This is a genomic window from Marinobacterium ramblicola (assembly GCF_019084545.1).
GTDB classification, from domain to species: Bacteria; Pseudomonadota; Gammaproteobacteria; order Pseudomonadales; family Balneatricaceae; genus Marinobacterium_D; species Marinobacterium_D ramblicola.
In genome coordinates, this window is the sequence record NZ_JAHREP010000038.1 from 23646 (window position 1) to 37989 (window position 14344).

General features: G+C 58.3%; 11 protein-coding genes. 9 read left to right on the plus strand and 2 right to left on the minus strand.

What is annotated here, in order from left to right:
- The first annotated feature begins 96 nt into the window (after nt 1-96).
- Nucleotides 97-1254: a DesA family fatty acid desaturase gene (locus KQ940_RS21215; protein ID WP_217416650.1), complete on the plus strand. Its 1158-nt coding sequence runs from the start codon at nt 97-99 to the stop codon at nt 1252-1254.
- On the opposite strand, the gene KQ940_RS21220 is transcribed toward KQ940_RS21215, so the two are convergent.
- Nucleotides 1251-2882 (minus strand): glycerol-3-phosphate dehydrogenase/oxidase, encoded by a 1632-nt coding sequence (locus KQ940_RS21220; RefSeq protein WP_217416651.1) that lies wholly within the window; start codon nt 2880-2882, stop codon nt 1251-1253. The genes KQ940_RS21215 and KQ940_RS21220 overlap by 4 nt on opposite strands.
- A 111-nt stretch (nt 2883-2993) precedes the next feature.
- Here KQ940_RS21220 and KQ940_RS21225 point away from each other — a divergent pair, with 111 nt between their 5' ends.
- Nucleotides 2994-3329: a cupin domain-containing protein gene (locus tag KQ940_RS21225; RefSeq protein WP_217416652.1), complete on the plus strand. Its 336-nt coding sequence runs from the start codon at nt 2994-2996 to the stop codon at nt 3327-3329.
- Between the two features lie 36 nt (nt 3330-3365).
- Here the strand turns inward: KQ940_RS21225 and KQ940_RS21230 are convergent, their stop codons facing one another.
- Nucleotides 3366-3947 carry a YecA/YgfB family protein gene (locus KQ940_RS21230; RefSeq protein ID WP_217416653.1) on the minus strand — a complete coding sequence of 194 codons (582 nt, stop codon included), beginning with the start codon at nt 3945-3947 and terminating at the stop codon, nt 3366-3368.
- A 131-nt stretch (nt 3948-4078) separates the two neighbouring features.
- On the opposite strand from KQ940_RS21230, the gene recQ reads away from it, so the two are divergent.
- The 7 genes from recQ to KQ940_RS21265 all read left to right on the plus strand — a co-directional run.
- Nucleotides 4079-6214 (plus strand): DNA helicase RecQ, encoded by a 2136-nt coding sequence (recQ, locus tag KQ940_RS21235; RefSeq protein ID WP_217416659.1) that lies wholly within the window; start codon nt 4079-4081, stop codon nt 6212-6214.
- The gene (locus KQ940_RS21240; protein ID WP_217416654.1) at nt 6214-6642 is read left to right on the plus strand and encodes a YqaA family protein; all 429 of its coding nucleotides are present in this window, start codon (nt 6214-6216) and stop codon (nt 6640-6642) included. Before recQ ends, KQ940_RS21240 begins: the two co-directional genes overlap by 1 nt.
- A gap of 41 nt (nt 6643-6683) precedes the next feature.
- Complete coding sequence (locus KQ940_RS21245) at nt 6684-7514, plus strand: hypothetical protein (RefSeq protein WP_217416655.1); 831 nt, start codon at nt 6684-6686, stop codon at nt 7512-7514.
- Between the two features lie 141 nt (nt 7515-7655).
- Nucleotides 7656-9908: a type I secretion system permease/ATPase gene (locus tag KQ940_RS21250; RefSeq protein ID WP_217416656.1), complete on the plus strand. Its 2253-nt coding sequence runs from the start codon at nt 7656-7658 to the stop codon at nt 9906-9908.
- Nucleotides 9905-11296, plus strand: coding sequence for an HlyD family type I secretion periplasmic adaptor subunit (locus KQ940_RS21255; protein ID WP_217416657.1), 1392 nt, complete (start codon nt 9905-9907; stop codon nt 11294-11296). Before KQ940_RS21250 ends, KQ940_RS21255 begins: the two co-directional genes overlap by 4 nt.
- A gap of 314 nt (nt 11297-11610) precedes the next feature.
- Entirely contained in the window at nt 11611-12069 is a 459-nt protein-coding gene (locus KQ940_RS21260) for a hypothetical protein (RefSeq protein WP_217416658.1), read from the plus strand.
- On the plus strand, nt 12066-14344 hold a 2279-nt coding region (locus KQ940_RS21265), incomplete at its 3' end, for a calcium-binding protein (RefSeq protein WP_425515651.1). The genes KQ940_RS21260 and KQ940_RS21265, both read left to right, overlap by 4 nt.

The following is a 14344-nucleotide window of genomic DNA, read 5'->3' on the forward strand; positions in this document are numbered from 1 at the left end:
CAGGTGAAGACTAACTATCATTAGATAGGCGTTAAAACCGCGGGCCAGCTGTCGGGCCGGGTGCGCCGGACATGTAACAATTACCCGGAGCCGAATATGCTGACAGGTTTCTACCCACTGCCCTGGTGGGGCTATCTTCTGGTAGTCCTGACTCTCACTCATCTGACCATCGCCTCGGTGACCGTTTTTCTGCACCGCAGCCAGGCGCACCGCTCGGTGACGCTGCACCCTCTGGCCGCGCATCCGATGCGGTTCTGGCTCTGGTTGACCACCGGCATGGTGACCAGGGAGTGGGTGGCCATTCATCGCAAGCACCACGCTTACTGCGATATCGAGAAGGATCCACATAGCCCGCAGGTGCGCGGCATCGGCCAGGTACTCTGGCAGGGGGCGGAGCTCTATCGCGGTGCGCTCAGCGATCCTGAACTGCTTGAGCGGTATGGCAAGGGCACGCCGGATGACTGGATTGAGCGCAGGTTGTATAGCCGTTTTCCCTATCTGGGGATCAGCCTGATGCTGGTGATCGATCTGCTCTGTTTCGGCGTCATCGGCCTGACGCTCTGGGCGGTGCAGATGCTGTGGATTCCGTTCTGGGCCGCCGGGGTGATCAACGGCCTGGGCCACTGGGTCGGTTATCGCAATTTCGAGACCGACGATGCCTCGCGCAACCTGTTGCCGCTGGGGCTGCTGATCGGTGGCGAGGAGATGCATAACAACCACCACGCGGCGCCGCTCTCGGCCCGCCTTTCTTGCCGCTGGTTCGAGTTCGATATCGGCTGGTTCTATATCCGCTGCCTGGAGCTGCTGGGGCTAGCCAGGGTGCGCACAGCTTCGTTGATCCAGAAACAGCCGCTGGACCCTGCGGCGGCTCTCAATCGCTTGCAGCTGTTACGGCTATACGGCCGTCAGGTGCTGCTGCCGACACTGAAACTGGAATACCCTCAGCATGGGCCTGCCAGTCGCCGTTTGCTCAAACGCGCTCGCTGGCTGCTGCTGCGCGAGAAACACAGACTGACGGCCGCACAGCGGGCCCGCGTCGACTCCTCACTATCGATGAGCGAGCGACTGGCGACGGTCTACGAGTTCCAGCGCCGCTTGCGCGAGATCTGGTCGCTGCCGGAGCGTTCCGGCGAGCGTCTGGCCCGCGCGTTGCGTGAGTGGTGCGAGGATGCGCGCAGTACCGGCGTTGCGGCACTGGAGGAGTTTGCCGAGCGATTGATGCTGGTATCCCATATCCAGCAGGTGCGGGTTTAACCGCCGTCCGCTGTACTGTCCTTGTTCAGCAGAGCCAGGTACTCGTTGAGCTTGGCGTCCGCCTGTTCACCGAACAGGATGACGCAGGCCTGGTACAGGCCCGGTGCCTTGAGCAGTTGATCTTTCGGTAACACCTGGGCGATCTTCGAGCGCCGACGCAGGAAGTCATCCAGCCGGGTGATCATCTCACGTCGTGCCGCCAGTTCGATCTCGCCGCGCAGGTATTCGGCGTTTTCGATCAGCAGCTCGCCCCAGGCCGGATTTTCCCTGATCCCCTCAAGCAGCTCCAGGGCGCTGGCGCCGTATCGGTGCCAGAGTCTGGATGTCAGTTTTTCGCTGGAGCTGGTCGGTGTCATCGCATCCAGCTGCATCAGTCGTGCCTGGTGCAGATACTCCCGATAGAGGCTGATATGGGGCTCGCCATACCATTTGCGTTTGGCGTAGGGTAGGTCGATTCCGAGACCGGTTACCGCTTGGCACACCTCTTCCCCGACATTGAGGCAGTCGGTCAGCTTGCCGCCGTAGATGCTCAGCTGACGTTGCGCCTGATCGATATCGATCTGATGCTTGCGTGACAGCCTGACCCAGTCTGCCTTTTGTTCGCCACTTCTACTGACCGCCAATGGGCGCACGCCGCAGCGCTCGGCGATCACATCCCGTTCGGTCAGCGGCTTGTCCGGTCGCAGCAGGTTATTGGCGTTATCGAGAATGAAACGCCGGTCCTCTGCATTGATACCGGCTTCCGGTTGTGCCACCTGGGTATCGGTGGTGCCGATGCAGGTTTTCGGGCCCATGGGTATGACGAAGAACAGGCGTCCATCGCTGGCGAAGAAGGTCAGGATACGGTTGCTGTCGGTGATGCGGTCGACAATCAGGTGTACGCCCTTTGAGAATAGATGGCGATGTTCGGTGTCGACACCGGCTAGGGTGTTGATGCTATCGGCCCAGGGACCACAGGCGTTGATCAGGGTATGGGCATGGATCTGCACCGGAGCACCCGTCTCGCGGTCAACGGCGCCGATCTGCCAGCCCCGGTTATCCTGCTCGAAACTCACCGCCTCGACATAGTTGGCGGCTATACAGTCGTAGTCCATCGCCGTGCGGATAAAGTTGAAGGTGAAACGGGCGTCGTTGTCATGCAGGTAGCAGTCGGAGTACTCGACGCCGCCCGCCGCGTTGTGGTCGTCGATCACCGGTTCGCGCCGTTTCAACTGGTGACGGTTGAGCAACCGGGGGGCGCGGGTGTGGAAACGGCCCAAGGCCCAATACAGCAGGGTGCCGGCATAGAGCATCCAGGGCGGCTTGCGGAAACCGCGTTGCAGGGTGGTGAGAAAGCGCATCTCCCGTACCGTCGAGGGGTAGGCTTGCATCAACCGGTTACGGCTGCGGCACAGGTGTTCGACCAGCATCAGCTCGCCAGATTCCAGATACTTGATGCCGCCCCAGGCCAGGTTGGAGCTGTTGGAGCTGGTTTCGCCGGCGAAGTCGCCGCGGTCGATCAGCGCGACACGGGCGCCCCTGGCCGACAGTGCTGCCGCGGATACGGCACCGTTGATACCGCCGCCGATAATCAGCACATCGAAGGTTTCCGAACCCAGACGGGTCAGGTTGCGGGTGCGCAGGCTCAAGGGGGCACCTTCTCTGCTCGGTTGGTCATCCTTTGCTCCGATCTTGGTATGCTCTGCGCTCAGTATAGGAAGAATTAACGCTGCGTCAGGGTGAGTAGGGAGGGGTCAGGTATGATCAAGGTATGTAATCTGTTCAATGAGCTGCCGGACGCCAGTGGGGCGGAGGTGTTCGAACCTTTGGCGGGACAGGAGGGGGTATTGATCGAGCGGATCGTCTCGCAGGGGCAGCGTTCGCCCGAGAACGGTTGGTACGATCAGCCGAATCACGAGTGGGTGATGTTGCTTGAGGGGGCGGCGCGACTGGCATTTGAAGATGGCTCCGAGGTGGAGCTGGCACCGGGCGATGCGCTGGATATTCCCGCTCATACCCGCCATCGGGTTAGCTGGACTGTGCCGGACAAGCCCACCGTCTGGCTGGCGGTGCACTATCCGGCCGTCGACGGCTGAGCTCGACCGTCGACGTTGGCGTAAGGCCGTGTCGCCTTACTTCTCTGGCGCGTGGAAGTGCAGGTAAAGGTCGATCAGTACTTCCGGAATCTGTGCGCACATCTCTTCGGACAGCGCACGGTCCTTGCGGATATCGGTGATCTCGCTGTCCTCGAACAGGTCGGAGGCGACCATGATCGGCAGCAGCAGACCGGCAACCTCCTCTTCCTCCTGACCGAACCAGTCGTCTTCACGGATGAACACACCCTCCATGAAGGATTGCGCCCAGAGGGTGATCTCGGTCAGCTCTTCGTCCTCTTCCGGTTCCAGTGTCAGTTCGCAGGGCAGCAGGATCTCCTGGTCGGAGTAGAGGTCGTTGCTGATGGTGTTGTAGAGCTTGCGCAGCAGGCCGACGATCTGCTCTTTCTGCGCGGCGGATGCCCACTTGGGTTCGCCATCGAAGATCAGCTCCAGCCACTCCGCCTCGGGTACTGCGACCGGTGAAATATTGATCGCACAGAGCAGGCCGTGGGCACCGATCAGGTCCAGTGCTTCTTCCGATACGGCGGGCGAAAACAGGAACTCCTCGAGGATGTCCAGTTCGTCTTCAGTGATCAGGGCGGCGGTGTTAACGGTCATGGTGCGGTCTTCCGGCGGATAGGTTCGGGCTGATTCTACTCTCTAAATCATCCTGCGGGTACCACGAATTGGACTATCACTGGATCAATCCGCGGATGACTTGACGGGGAGCATCGCGGATAATGCGCGGCATGATTGAGCGTGCACAGCAGATATTGGCCGAGGTATTCGGCTTCGAGAGTTTCCGTCCCCCGCAGGATGCCGTTGTCGAGACGCTGCTGAGCGGGCAGGACGCCTTGGTTATCATGCCCACCGGCGGCGGCAAGTCGCTCTGCTACCAGTTGCCCTCTCTGGCGCGGGAGGGCACCGGTGTGGTGATCTCGCCGCTGATTGCGCTGATGCAGGATCAGGTCAGTGCGCTGTCCCAGCTGGGTATCCGCGCCGGCTGTCTGAACTCCTCGCTGCCGCTGGAGCAGCTGCAGGCCACCGAGGCGCAACTGGTCAACGGCGAGCTGGATATGATCTATATCGCGCCGGAGCGGCTGCTGCAGCCGCGCTCGCTGGCGCTGTTCCAGCGTGCGAAGCTTGCCCTGTTCGCCATCGACGAGGCTCACTGCGTATCCCAGTGGGGCCACGACTTCCGCCCTGAGTATATGCAGCTCAACCGCCTGCGTGGGCTGTTCCCCGGTGTGCCGCGTATTGCGCTGACGGCTACCGCCGATGCCCGTACCCGCCAGGAGATCATCGATCGCCTGGAGCTGACCGATGCGCGCCGGTTTATTCAGGGTTTCGACCGCCCCAACATCCGCTACCGCATCGGTCAGAAAGACCGGGGGCGGGAGCAGCTGCTGCGTTTTATCAAGGATGAGCATGCGCAGGATGTGGGGATCGTCTACTGCCTGTCGCGCAAGCGGGTGGAGGATACCGCCGCCTGGCTCAGCGAGCGTGGCTTCAACGCCTTGCCCTATCACGCGGGTCTGTCGCCGGATCTGCGGCAGCATCACCTGCACCGCTTCCTCACCGAAGAGCCGATCATCATGGTCGCGACCATCGCCTTCGGCATGGGGATCGACAAGCCCAACGTGCGCTTCGTTGCCCATCTGGATCTGCCGAAATCGGTGGAGGCCTACTACCAGGAGACCGGTCGCGGTGGGCGCGACGGTCAGCCCGCCGATGCCTGGATGGTATACGGTCTGCAGGATGTGATCTTCCTGCGGCAGATGCTGGAGGGGTCGCAGGCGGACGAGATCCACAAGCAGGTGGAGCGGCAGAAGCTGGAGGCGATGCTCGGCCTGTGCGAGATCACCAGTTGCCGCCGCCAGGCGCTGCTGGCCTACTTCGGCGAGCCCGATCATCCGCCCTGCGGCAACTGCGACACCTGTCTGGAGCCGGTGCCGGTCTGGGACGGCACCGAATCCGCGCGCAAGGCGCTGTCGGCGGTGTATCGCAGCGGACAGCTGTTCGGCGTCAACTACATCATCGACATGCTGCTGGGCGAGAGCTCCGACAAGTCGCGTCAGCGCGGTCACGAGCAGCTCTCCACCTGGGGCATCGGCCGGGAGCTGGATCGCAACCAGTGGCGCTCGGTGTTCCGCCAACTGGTGGCACGCGGCTATCTGACGGTCGAGCCCAACCACGGCTCGCTGCAACTGGCCGAGCGCTGCCGGGCGCTGCTGCGCGGCGAGGAGACGTTGGAGCTGCGGCGCGACCTGCGCACCAAGAGCGCCACGACCAAGGTGGCCAGTGGCCGCTCCCGCGCCCCTCAGCAGCAGCTGGATGTCGAGGATCATGCGCTGTGGAACGCGCTCAAGGCGCTGCGCAAGCGGCTGGCCGAGGAGCAGGACGTACCGCCCTATGTGATCTTCCACGATGCCACATTGATGGAGATGGTGGTCTACCGACCGTTGACACCGATCCAGCTGCGTCGACTGAACGGCGTCGGCGAGCGCAAGCTGGCCCTCTACGGCGATCCCTTCCTGGAGCTGATCGCCGAGCATCAGGCCGGACCCGAGCCGGATACCGACGTTCAGGCCGAGGAGTCGCTGCTGCTGTATCGCAACGGCATGACGGTGGAGCAGGTGGCGCGGCAGCAGAAGCTCTCCACCAATGTGATCTACGGCCATCTCGCACAGGCGATCGCCAAGGGCGCGATCGGCGTCGACGAGGTGGTGGAGCTGCCGGCGGCGGAGCGACGTCAGATCGAGCAGACCATCCTTGAGCACCGCCGCCACAAGGGCGGCTCGCTCAAGGTGGTGCATGAGGCACTGGCCGGTGCCTATGACTACGGCGTGCTGCGCTGTATCGCCCAGGGGCTGGACGCCGTTTGATGGACGCGGCCCTGGTCGAACCCTCGCTACCCTGGCTTTTCGCCAGTGCTTTTATCTCTTCGACGCTGCTGCCCGGTGGCTCCGAAGCGCTGCTGGCGTTGATGGTGCTGCAGCAGGAGGAGTGGATACTACCGGTCTCGGTGGCGACGCTCGGCAATGTGCTCGGCAGTATGTTGACCTTTGTCATGGGCCTCTGGTTGCAGCATCGCTATCCGCTTCGCATACTCTCGGACAAGCACCGGCGCGCGCAGCAGCGGCTGGAGCGGTTCGGGCCTCTCTCTCTGTTGCTGGCCTGGTTGCCGCTCATCGGCGATCCGCTATGCCTGGTGGCCGGTTGGCTCAGATTCAACTGGATAGCCAGCCTGCTGCTGATTACGCTGGGCAAGGGTATGCGCTATCTGGCGGTAGCCGGCCTGCTGCATATCTGACAACGGTTTGACAACCACTATCTGGTTACCCGGGAGGGCGGATGGGCCGATCCACGCTGTTTGGCTGGCTACGCCTGGCACTGCTGTCGGTGCTGCTGACGATACTGGCGCTATACCTCCTGCTGTCGAGCCCGCGCAGCGTCGATTGGCATGAACCGGTGCGGGTGCGGATCTACCCGATCAATGCCGATCGGCACGATGCCACCGCCCGCTATGTCGCCGGCCTCTCAACGGACAGCTTCCGCGATATCGAGTCGTTCTTTTCCCGCGAGGGCGCCCGCTACGAGATCGGTCTGGACCGGCCGGTTCTGGTGCAGTTGGCGCCACCGCTCGTTGCCTTGCCGCCGGCCGCGCCCGAACAGGCCAGCATCGTGCAGGCGCTCTGGTGGGCGGTGCGGATGCGGCTGTGGGTCTGGCGCCACGACGGCTGGAACGCAGCGGACAGCGATATCCGCATCTTCATGAGCTTCTACGCCCCCGATAATCCACTCGGCATGCAGCACTCGCTGGGGCTGCAAAAGGGGATGATCGGCCTGGTCAACGGCTACGCCGACGCCGAGCACCAGGGGCTCAACAACTTCGTCGCCGCCCACGAACTGCTGCACACCCTCGGCGCCGGCGACAAGTACGACATGCAGAGCGGCAAGCCGCTCTGGCCCGACGGCTTCGCCGACCCGGTGCAGGCACCGCTGTTCCCCCAACAGCGCGCGGAGATCATGGGCGGGCGGGTACAGGTGACGCCGGGCTGGTCGCTGTTGCCGCCGAGCCTTGATCACGCCGTGGTCGGCGCGGCGACGGCGATCGAGATCGGGTGGTTGTCGCCGGATGTGCCGAGGCTCAAGGGTGGAGAGCCGCTGCCCATGAAACCATAGCCATAGATTTTTTAAGCTACTTTACTTGACAGGTGCTGGGCGATATTCTACCGCCAACGGACAGGGAGAACCGCCGCATCGGGAAGTAGCGGTCGGTTACAAGGAATGTGGTTGCCAGGAACGTAACGGATCGTGGACGCAATGGACGCTCGTCAAAACTCGCCACAAAACCCTCCGCAGGACTCTTCACAAGAGCATAACCATCCAGCGCCTGACACAGGGCTACACTGCTTGGTCGCCATCGCGCGTTTCCACCGTCTTCCGGCCGAAGCTGCGCAGCTGAAACATCAGTTCGGCAAGGATGAAGCGCCGTTCGATACACAGGATATTCTCAACGCTGCCAAAGCACTGGGTTTCCGCGCACAATCCTCGACGATAGAACTGCAGCGCCTTAGCAATCGCACCCTTCCGGCGATGGGGCGGTCGCGGGACGGGCAGTATTTCGTTATCGCCAAGGTAACGGATCCCAATGAGGCGTTCCGGGTACTGATCCAGAGAATGGACGGCAGCGGGCCGGAGCATCTGGACGAAGAGGCTTTTCAGGCGCTTTGGTCCGGAGAGGTGATCCGCCTTGCACTGCGAGGCGGGCAGAGCCAGAGACACACCTCTTTCAACCTGAGCTGGTTCATTCCGGTACTGATCAAGTATCGCAAGCACTTTGGCGAGGTGATTGCCGCGTCATTTTTCCTGCAGCTTTTTGCGCTGGCGACACCACTGTTCTTTCAGGTGGTGATGGATAAGGTACTGGTTCACCAGGGCTTCACTACCCTTGATGTGCTTGCCTTCGGCTTCTTTGTTCTGGCGTTCTTCGAAGCAACTATAGGCGGATTGCGCCACTACCTGTTTGCTCATACCGCCAACCGGGTGGATGTGGCGTTGGGGGCGCGCCTGTTCAACCACTTGATGGCGTTGCCGCTGGCATACTTCGAGGCCCGCCAGGTGGGACAGAGTGTCGCACGCGTGCGGGAGTTGGAGACTATCCGCAATTTCATCACGGGTACCGCACTCACACTGATAATAGACCTCTCGTTCACCTTGGTCTTCTTTGCCGTGATGTGGTACTACAGCCCCACCCTGACCGGCATCGTGTTGCTCTCGCTTCCCTGTTTTGCCGCACTTTCGCTCTTCATTACCCCCATTTTGCGTCACAGACTTGATCAGAAGTTCAAGCATGGTGCTGAAAACCAGGCGTTTCTGGTCGAATCGGTTACCGGCATCGAAACACTCAAGTCGATGGCGGTAGAGCCTCAGATGCAGCGCCGCTGGGAGGATCAGCTCAGCAAATATGTAACCGCCTCGTTTCGTAGTCAGAACCTGAACAATGTCGCCAATCAAGTAGCGGGCTTTATCAGCAAGCTCACAACCTTGGGCATCATCTGGTGGGGCGCGCATCTGGTTATCGCAGGTGAGCTGTCCGTGGGGCAGTTGATCGCCTTCAACATGATTGCAGGGCGTGTCACCGGCCCTATCCTGAAGTTGGTGCAGTTATGGCAGGAGTTCCAGCAGGCAGGCGTATCGTTACAGCGTCTGGGCGATATCCTGAATACACCGCGTGAACCGGGGTTCAACCCCAATCGAAGCACTCTACCCAGTCTCAAGGGGGCGGTGCGATTTGAACATGTAGGATTCCGATATCGACCGGATGGACCGCAGATTCTTAATGCTGTGGACCTGAATATCCGCCCTGGCGAGCGGGTGGGTATCGTCGGGCGCTCGGGCTCCGGAAAGAGCACGCTAACGAAACTGGTGCAGCGCCTCTATGTACCTGAGTCCGGTCGGTTATTGGTGGATGGCGTTGACCTGGCGATGGTGGATACCGCCTGGTTGCGGCGCAATATCGGCGTGGTACTGCAGGAAAACTTTCTCTTCAACCGCTCGGTCCGCGAAAACATCGCGCTCGCCAACCCCGGGCTACCGATGGAGGCTGTCGTTCACGCAGCCCAACTGGCCGGAGCCCACGACTTCATCCTCGAACTGCCGGAGGGTTACGACAACCCGGTGGGCGAACATGGCTGCAACCTGTCCGGCGGGCAGCGACAACGCATCGCCATCGCACGTGCGCTGATCTCCGATCCGCGCATCCTGATCTTCGACGAAGCCACCAGCGCCCTGGACTACGAGTCGGAGCGGATCATTCAGGACAACATGTCCGCCATCAGCCGGGGGCGCACCGTATTCATCATTGCCCACCGTTTGACCACTGTCCGGCAGTGCGACCGCATCATCGTCATGGACAAGGGGCGGATCATCGAATCCGGCAGTCATGAACAGTTGCTGGCGAAAGACGGCGAGTATTCACGTCTGTACAGCTTCCAGTCGGCAACACCTCGCTCCCCACGGCGACCGCCCTCGCACCTTCACGCGGTCACCGATCTCGAGGGTGGGTCTGAATGAGCTTTCTACGCACGCTGATCGATGCTTGGAGGAACCGGGCCAACCTGGGCGATGCCAACATCGCCGACGACGAACTTGAATTCCTTCCCGCTGCGCTTGAGATTCAGAGCCGCCCCCCTTCACCCACAGGGCGGCTGTTGATGTGGATGTTGATGACGCTGTTCCTGATCGGTGTGCTCTGGGCCTGCTTCGGCAAGGTCAATATCGTCGCCGTTGCCGAAGGCAGGATCATTCCCAGCGGCAAGGTAAAACCGATACAACCGCTGGAGAAGGGTGTTGTCAGCCGGATACTGGTAACCGAGGGGCAAAGAATCGGTAAGGGTGACCCGCTGGTGGAGCTGGATGCCACTCAAACCCAAGCGGACGAACAACGGCTCCGGCAAGAACTGCTGACCACAACGCTCGACATGACACGTCAGCATCTACTGGTCAACCGGCTAACGACAGAGTCGTCCTTCAATCAGGCCATTGAGTGGCCGAGGGAAGCCACCGAAGAGCAACGCCGGTTTCAGCAACAGCTACTCGAACAGCAGTGGATACAGTACCGCGCCCAAGTCGAGGCCCTGCAACGCTCCCTTACTGCCAAGCAGGCGGAGCAGGACGCAAGCCGTGCCCGTATCGAGCGCTTAAGCGTGACACTGCCGTTGGTGACGGAACGCACCGAAGCGCTGAAAAAGCTCAGCGAACGTAAAATGGCCGCTCGCATACAGTATCTCGAATTGGAAGCAGAGCGAGTCAAAACCCGTCAGGAACTGATCGAAGAACGCGCCGTGCAGCGGCAACTCCAGGCTGCCGTGGCGGAGATAGAGGCGCGAATGGAAACGCTTGAAGCACAAACTCGCAGCCAAACCCTCGAAGAACTCGCTGCAAGCAGGCGGCAGATCGCCGCCCTGAAAGAGGAGCTGGCCAAGGCCAAGGACCTCAACCAGCGTCAGATCCTCTATTCGCCCGTGGAAGGTACCGTCAAGGAACTGGTACTGGCCTCCCAGGGTGAGGTTGTCACCCCCGCGCAAACACTGATGCAAATCGTCCCGGATGACGATGCGTTGGTAGTGGAGGCCTACTTGGCCAACAAGGATATCGGCTTCGTGCACGAATCGATGCCGGCAGCCATCAAGATCGATACCTTCCCTTTTACCAAATACGGATTGATCGAGGCCAAAGTCATACAGGTGAGCGCCGATGCCATCGCCGATGAAGAACGAGGCCTCATATATAAAATGCGCCTGCTGATGGATAAGGACTGGCTGGATGTTGAAGGCAGCAGGGTTAAGTTGATTCCGGGTATGACGGTAACGGCTGAAGTCAAAACAGGAACAAGACGGCTGATTGAGTATTTTCTGGCGCCTCTGCTGAGATATCGGCAGGAGAGTGTGAGGGAGAGATAAGATGAAAAAATAGAGTGTATTATATGATGAAATAACTCGGCTATGGGGAAATTAGAGGGTGTGGTGATTTTTATACTATATTCGTCAATTTGTTTTTCATATATATTATTTTTATGAAATTAATTTTTGCTGAATATGTCAATTTGGAGACTGCTTAAAACTCTACGACCATCATTTTTCGTTAGCCGATGAATCGGAATTTTTCGACCACGTCGCCGACTATCTGCAACTGGTCAATAGGAGGTAAATTTATGGTGTTGCTAATTCTATGTTTTTTAATGATGTCTTATTTATATTTTTATTCTAAAAGGTGTATGAGAATAAGAGAGGTGTATGGATATGTCGTTACGGGCCGGTTTGTAATTTTTTTTGTAATCCCATTATCTCTTATTTCTCTCATGGGTTATGGGGGTGATAGCTTTTTATATCAGTCCTATATTAAAAGTGTAGAGCATGTTAGTTATGATTTTTTTATAATATTTTTTGTGATTTTTATTTCAATGTTAGCATCCTTTTTATCCCTTTTTTTGAACATCGGTTTTAAACCCATGGATAGTCCAAGGGGGATTGTAGACTCTACGAAAACATTACTTGGTTTAGTGTTATTTTATTCGTTTGCTTTCTATACGATGGTATCGATTTCATATGGATGGGCTGGAGGACTTGTTGATAAATTTATATTTTTCATGACAAATTATGGAATTATTCTGCTTTCTTCTGCAATTTTTTTAAATATTATTGGTTGGATTGTTAAAAAAGGGACTCTTAAATGACATCTTCAAATGAACTGATAGATTTTGATAAATACATGGATCCGTCAACCTATGATCTGAATGGGGATGGTGAATTTACGATACAGGATGTTGTCGATTATGTGGTCAATGTTTGGGATGGAACGCCTGAAGCTTTAGAAAGCCCGGACTATTCCACGATTACAGGATCTGCTGGAGCTGCAGTCGCTCAGTATTTCTCGGTTTTATCGAAGAGTATGGCAGACTCCAGTGTTAATACAGATCCAAATATGCGTTCGTTATCCGATATTGCAGCAGAGATGCGGGCAGGTGGATTGGCTAACGGGTGGCCAGCGAAAGTGGCTTCTGTAGTAGGATCTACCGCAGTTGGAGCTGCGATGGCAGCCACCCAAGCCTATTTAACGTGGGATGGTGAAGATGAATCTGAATTGGTTGCTTCGATAGGGGCTGGTTTAGGAGGAGCGTTACTCGGCGCTGCATTGGTTGATTTAATGGCCCCGGTGCTCACTGGTGTCGCTGCTGCAGTAGGAGGGACCGCCTTAGCTTCAGGTGCAGTTGTATTTATTGCAGGTATGGTGGCAGGGTATGCGGCCACAAAAATTATTGAAGCGTCCCGAGAATTTCTCTCAGAACAAGACTGGCTATGGGGCACCTATGACCAAGCCGTAACAAACGTCACTGGCTATTTCATCGATATCCATAACTTTTTTAGCGACGCAGAACACTATATTCCCCCTCCACCTCCCCGCCGAGACCCTATAGCCCTGGACCTCGACGGCGACGGAATCGAGACAACCGAAGCCAATGCCTCAATCCTGTTCGATCACAATGGCGATGGCATGCAACAGGCTACCGGCTGGGTAGCACCTGACGACGGTCTGCTGGTAATGGACCGTAACGGCAACGGTACCATCGATGATGGATCGGAGCTGTTCGGCGATGCGACGCCGCTGTCCGATGGTACCGATGCAGCCGATGGCTTCGCTGCCCTTGCGGATCTTGATGAAAATGCCGACGGCAAGATCGATGCGGCAGACAGCCAGTTCGCGAACCTGAGAGTATGGCGTGACCTCAATGGCGATGGTGTCAGCCAGGTCGATGAACTTTTTAGCCTCGGTGAGTTGGGTATCGCCAGCCTCGATGCAACCGGCACTGCTTCTAACACCGATCTTGGCAACGGCAACTCGGTACTGGCAACCGGCAGCTTCACCCGTACTGATGGCACCACTGGCACAATGAGCGACATCGATTTCGGTGTCGATACGTTCTACCGAAACTTTACGGATACAGTGGCCATCCCCCCGGAGCTGGAAGCTTTGCCGGATATGACCGGCTCCGGCGCAGTGCGGGATCTGCAGCAGGCTGCAGCCCTTAGTCCTGCATTGGCCGATACTCTCGCTCAATATTCCGCTGCCGGTAGCAGGGCCGAGCAGGAGGCGCTACTCGACAAGCTGCTGATCGAGTGGGCCAATAGTGCCGACTTTGACACGTTGAGCGAGCGCATCGACACGTGGAACGCGGCCAATCCCACCAATCAGCGTGCCTATGGCGGCGGATACGCTGACGGCCAGGTTTCCACCGTGCTTGATAAGCTGCAGGTATTGGAGGTCTTTAACGGCCGCGCGTTCAACAACAATGTACAAAATATTGTAACGGCAGAGGGTGGCAGCGCACTCTTCGCGGCCCAGAACGATATGTTGACGCAAGCGTATGAAAGTCTGCGTCAATCAGTCTATGAATCTCTGCTCACCCAGACGCGCTTCAAGCCCTACATCGATGCTATCGAGTTGAAAGTCGTTGATGGCGCTCTGGCGCTGGATATGAGCGGTATGGAAGCGTTACTTGAAGAAGCTGTCAGTACTGATGTCGAAGCGACGTATGACATTTTCGAATTGGCGGCCTTGGTAAACGAGGGTACGTCCAATTGGGATGTGCAGGCGTTTATACATAGTCGGCAGCCAGTTATGGATGCGGTCGCGCAGTTAGGTAGTAGCTCGCTGAATAGTGATGGCTATTTCGTTGGTTCAAATAGATCAGACGTACTTTCGGGGACCGCTGGGGCTGAATGGATTGTTGGCGGTGCCGGTAACGACAGCATCTCGGCGGGTAACGGAGCCGACGTGGTCAACGGCGGTGCAGGTGACGATGTGATCGATGCTGGTACCGGCAACGATCAGGTCAGTGGTGGTGAGGGGAGCGATCAGATCACCGCCAGCCATCTGGGCAGCAATGTCCTGTCCGGTGATGACGGTGACGACCTGATCCGGATCAGCCGCAGCAACGCATACAGAACCGA